At 52.8% G+C, this 4,782-nt stretch carries 1 tRNA gene and 2 rRNA genes; all 3 read left to right on the forward strand.

The features are described 5' to 3' along the window. The first annotated feature begins 51 nt into the window (after positions 1–51). A 16S ribosomal RNA gene (locus C7387_RS00005) occupies positions 52–1,591 on the forward strand. Positions 1,592–1,676: 85 nt separating this feature from the next. Next, positions 1,677–1,752 (forward strand) — tRNA-Glu (locus C7387_RS00010). A 190-nt stretch (positions 1,753–1,942) separates the two neighbouring features. After that, a 23S ribosomal RNA gene (locus C7387_RS00015) occupies positions 1,943–4,782 on the forward strand; the annotation flags it as partial.

The raw sequence follows: 4,782 nt of genomic DNA on the forward strand, positions 1-4,782 counted from the left end.
AGAGTGAACACGTAATTCATTACGAAGTTTAATTCTACGAGCATCAAACTTAAATTGAAGAGTTTGATCATGGCTCAGATTGAACGCTGGCGGCAGGCCTAACACATGCAAGTCGAACGGTAGCACAGAGAGCTTGCTCTCGGGTGACGAGTGGCGGACGGGTGAGTAATGTCTGGGAAACTGCCTGATGGAGGGGGATAACTACTGGAAACGGTAGCTAATACCGCATAACGTCGCAAGACCAAAGAGGGGGACCTTCGGGCCTCTTGCCATCAGATGTGCCCAGATGGGATTAGCTAGTAGGTGGGGTAACGGCTCACCTAGGCGACGATCCCTAGCTGGTCTGAGAGGATGACCAGCCACACTGGAACTGAGACACGGTCCAGACTCCTACGGGAGGCAGCAGTGGGGAATATTGCACAATGGGCGCAAGCCTGATGCAGCCATGCCGCGTGTATGAAGAAGGCCTTCGGGTTGTAAAGTACTTTCAGCGAGGAGGAAGGCGATACGGTTAATAACCGTGTCGATTGACGTTACTCGCAGAAGAAGCACCGGCTAACTCCGTGCCAGCAGCCGCGGTAATACGGAGGGTGCAAGCGTTAATCGGAATTACTGGGCGTAAAGCGCACGCAGGCGGTCTGTCAAGTCGGATGTGAAATCCCCGGGCTCAACCTGGGAACTGCATTCGAAACTGGCAGGCTTGAGTCTTGTAGAGGGGGGTAGAATTCCAGGTGTAGCGGTGAAATGCGTAGAGATCTGGAGGAATACCGGTGGCGAAGGCGGCCCCCTGGACAAAGACTGACGCTCAGGTGCGAAAGCGTGGGGAGCAAACAGGATTAGATACCCTGGTAGTCCACGCCGTAAACGATGTCGACTTGGAGGTTGTGCCCTTGAGGCGTGGCTTCCGGAGCTAACGCGTTAAGTCGACCGCCTGGGGAGTACGGCCGCAAGGTTAAAACTCAAATGAATTGACGGGGGCCCGCACAAGCGGTGGAGCATGTGGTTTAATTCGATGCAACGCGAAGAACCTTACCTACTCTTGACATCCAGAGAACTTAGCAGAGATGCTTTGGTGCCTTCGGGAACTCTGAGACAGGTGCTGCATGGCTGTCGTCAGCTCGTGTTGTGAAATGTTGGGTTAAGTCCCGCAACGAGCGCAACCCTTATCCTTTGTTGCCAGCGGTTCGGCCGGGAACTCAAAGGAGACTGCCAGTGATAAACTGGAGGAAGGTGGGGATGACGTCAAGTCATCATGGCCCTTACGAGTAGGGCTACACACGTGCTACAATGGCATATACAAAGAGAAGCGACCTCGCGAGAGCAAGCGGACCTCATAAAGTATGTCGTAGTCCGGATTGGAGTCTGCAACTCGACTCCATGAAGTCGGAATCGCTAGTAATCGTGGATCAGAATGCCACGGTGAATACGTTCCCGGGCCTTGTACACACCGCCCGTCACACCATGGGAGTGGGTTGCAAAAGAAGTAGGTAGCTTAACCTTCGGGAGGGCGCTTACCACTTTGTGATTCATGACTGGGGTGAAGTCGTAACAAGGTAACCGTAGGGGAACCTGCGGTTGGATCACCTCCTTACCTTAAAGAACCTGCCTTTGTAGTGCTCACACAGATTGTCTGATAGATGTAGAGAAGCAAGGCGTCTTGCGATTGAGACTTCAGTGTCCCCTTCGTCTAGAGGCCCAGGACACCGCCCTTTCACGGCGGTAACAGGGGTTCGAATCCCCTAGGGGACGCCACTTGCTGGTTTGTGAGTGAAAGTCGCCGACCTCCGTATCTCAAAACAGACTCTCGAGTCTCGTTTGAGATATTTGCTCTTTAAAAATCTGGATCAAGCTGAAAATTGAAACGACACACAGCGAATGTGTGTTCGAGTCTCTCAAATTTTCGCAACACGATGGTGTTTTACGAAACATCTTCGGGTTGTGAGGTTAAGCGACTAAGCGTACACGGTGGATGCCCTGGCAGTCAGAGGCGATGAAGGACGTGCTAATCTGCGAAAAGCGTCGGCGAGGTGATATGAACCTTTGACCCGGCGATGTCCGAATGGGGAAACCCAGTGCAACTCGTTGCACTATCGTTAACTGAATACATAGGTTAACGAGGCGAACCGGGGGAACTGAAACATCTAAGTACCCCGAGGAAAAGAAATCAACCGAGATTCCCCCAGTAGCGGCGAGCGAACGGGGAGCAGCCCAGAACCTGAATCAGCTTGTGCATTAATGGAACGGTCTGGAAAGTCCGGCGATACAGGGTGATAGCCCCGTACATGAAAGTGCACAGGCTGTGAGTTCGATGAGTAGGGCGGGACACGTGGTATCCTGTCTGAATATGGGGGGACCATCCTCCAAGGCTAAATACTCCTGACTGACCGATAGTGAACCAGTACCGTGAGGGAAAGGCGAAAAGAACCCCGGCGAGGGGAGTGAAAAAGAACCTGAAACCGTGTACGTACAAGCAGTGGGAGCACCTTCGTGGTGTGACTGCGTACCTTTTGTATAATGGGTCAGCGACTTATATTCTGTAGCAAGGTTAACCGTATAGGGGAGCCGAAGGGAAACCGAGTCTTAACTGGGCGTTAAGTTGCAGGGTATAGACCCGAAACCCGGTGATCTAGCCATGGGCAGGTTGAAGGTTGGGTAACACTAACTGGAGGACCGAACCGACTAATGTTGAAAAATTAGCGGATGACTTGTGGCTGGGGGTGAAAGGCCAATCAAACCGGGAGATAGCTGGTTCTCCCCGAAAGCTATTTAGGTAGCGCCTCGTGAACTCATCTTCGGGGGTAGAGCACTGTTTCGGCTAGGGGGTCATCCCGACTTACCAACCCGATGCAAACTACGAATACCGAAGAATGTTATCACGGGAGACACACGGCGGGTGCTAACGTCCGTCGTGAAGAGGGAAACAACCCAGACCGCCAGCTAAGGTCCCAAAGTCATGGTTAAGTGGGAAACGATGTGGGAAGGCACAGACAGCCAGGATGTTGGCTTAGAAGCAGCCATCATTTAAAGAAAGCGTAATAGCTCACTGGTCGAGTCGGCCTGCGCGGAAGATGTAACGGGGCTAAACCATGCACCGAAGCTGCGGCAGCGACACTATGTGTTGTTGGGTAGGGGAGCGTTCTGTAAGCCGTTGAAGGTGAACCGTGAGGTTTGCTGGAGGTATCAGAAGTGCGAATGCTGACATAAGTAACGATAAAGCGGGTGAAAAGCCCGCTCGCCGGAAGACCAAGGGTTCCTGTCCAACGTTAATCGGGGCAGGGTGAGTCGACCCCTAAGGCGAGGCCGAAAGGCGTAGTCGATGGGAAACAGGTTAATATTCCTGTACTTGGTGTTACTGCGAAGGGGGGACGGAGAAGGCTATGTTAGCCGGGCGACGGTTGTCCCGGTTTAAGCATGTAGGCGGGAAGTTTAGGTAAATCCGGACTTCTTTTAACGCTGAGGTGTGATGACGAGGCACTACGGTGCTGAAGTAACAAATGCCCTGCTTCCAGGAAAAGCCTCTAAGCATCAGGTAACATTGAATCGTACCCCAAACCGACACAGGTGGTCAGGTAGAGAATACCAAGGCGCTTGAGAGAACTCGGGTGAAGGAACTAGGCAAAATGGTGCCGTAACTTCGGGAGAAGGCACGCTGATATGTAGGTGAAGCCCCTGCGGGTGGAGCTGAAATCAGTCGAAGATACCAGCTGGCTGCAACTGTTTATTAAAAACACAGCACTGTGCAAACACGAAAGTGGACGTATACGGTGTGACGCCTGCCCGGTGCCGGAAGGTTAATTGATGGGGTTAGCGGCAACGCGAAGCTCTTGATCGAAGCCCCGGTAAACGGCGGCCGTAACTATAACGGTCCTAAGGTAGCGAAATTCCTTGTCGGGTAAGTTCCGACCTGCACGAATGGCGTAATGATGGCCAGGCTGTCTCCACCCGAGACTCAGTGAAATTGAACTCGCTGTGAAGATGCAGTGTACCCGCGGCAAGACGGAAAGACCCCGTGAACCTTTACTATAGCTTGACACTGAACATTGAGCCTTGATGTGTAGGATAGGTGGGAGGCTTTGAAGCGTGGACGCCAGTCTGCGTGGAGCCAACCTTGAAATACCACCCTTTAATGTTTGATGTTCTAACGTAGACCCGTGATCCGGGTTGCGGACAGTGTCTGGTGGGTAGTTTGACTGGGGCGGTCTCCTCCTAAAGAGTAACGGAGGAGCACGAAGGTTAGCTAATCCTGGTCGGACATCAGGAGGTTAGTGCAATGGCATAAGCTAGCTTGACTGCGAGCGTGACGGCGCGAGCAGGTGCGAAAGCAGGTCATAGTGATCCGGTGGTTCTGAATGGAAGGGCCATCGCTCAACGGATAAAAGGTACTCCGGGGATAACAGGCTGATACCGCCCAAGAGTTCATATCGACGGCGGTGTTTGGCACCTCGATGTCGGCTCATCACATCCTGGGGCTGAAGTAGGTCCCAAGGGTATGGCTGTTCGCCATTTAAAGTGGTACGCGAGCTGGGTTTAGAACGTCGTGAGACAGTTCGGTCCCTATCTGCCGTGGGCGCTGGAGAATTGAGGGGGGCTGCTCCTAGTACGAGAGGACCGGAGTGGACGCATCACTGGTGTTCGGGTTGTCATGCCAATGGCATTGCCCGGTAGCTAAATGCGGAAAAGATAAGTGCTGAAAGCATCTAAGCACGAAACTTGCCCCGAGATGAGTTCTCCCTTGTCCCTTGAGGACACTAAAGGAACGTTGAAGACTACGACGTTGATAGG

Source organism: Yokenella regensburgei (assembly GCF_003634235.1).
Lineage (GTDB): Bacteria > Pseudomonadota > Gammaproteobacteria > Enterobacterales > Enterobacteriaceae > Yokenella > Yokenella regensburgei.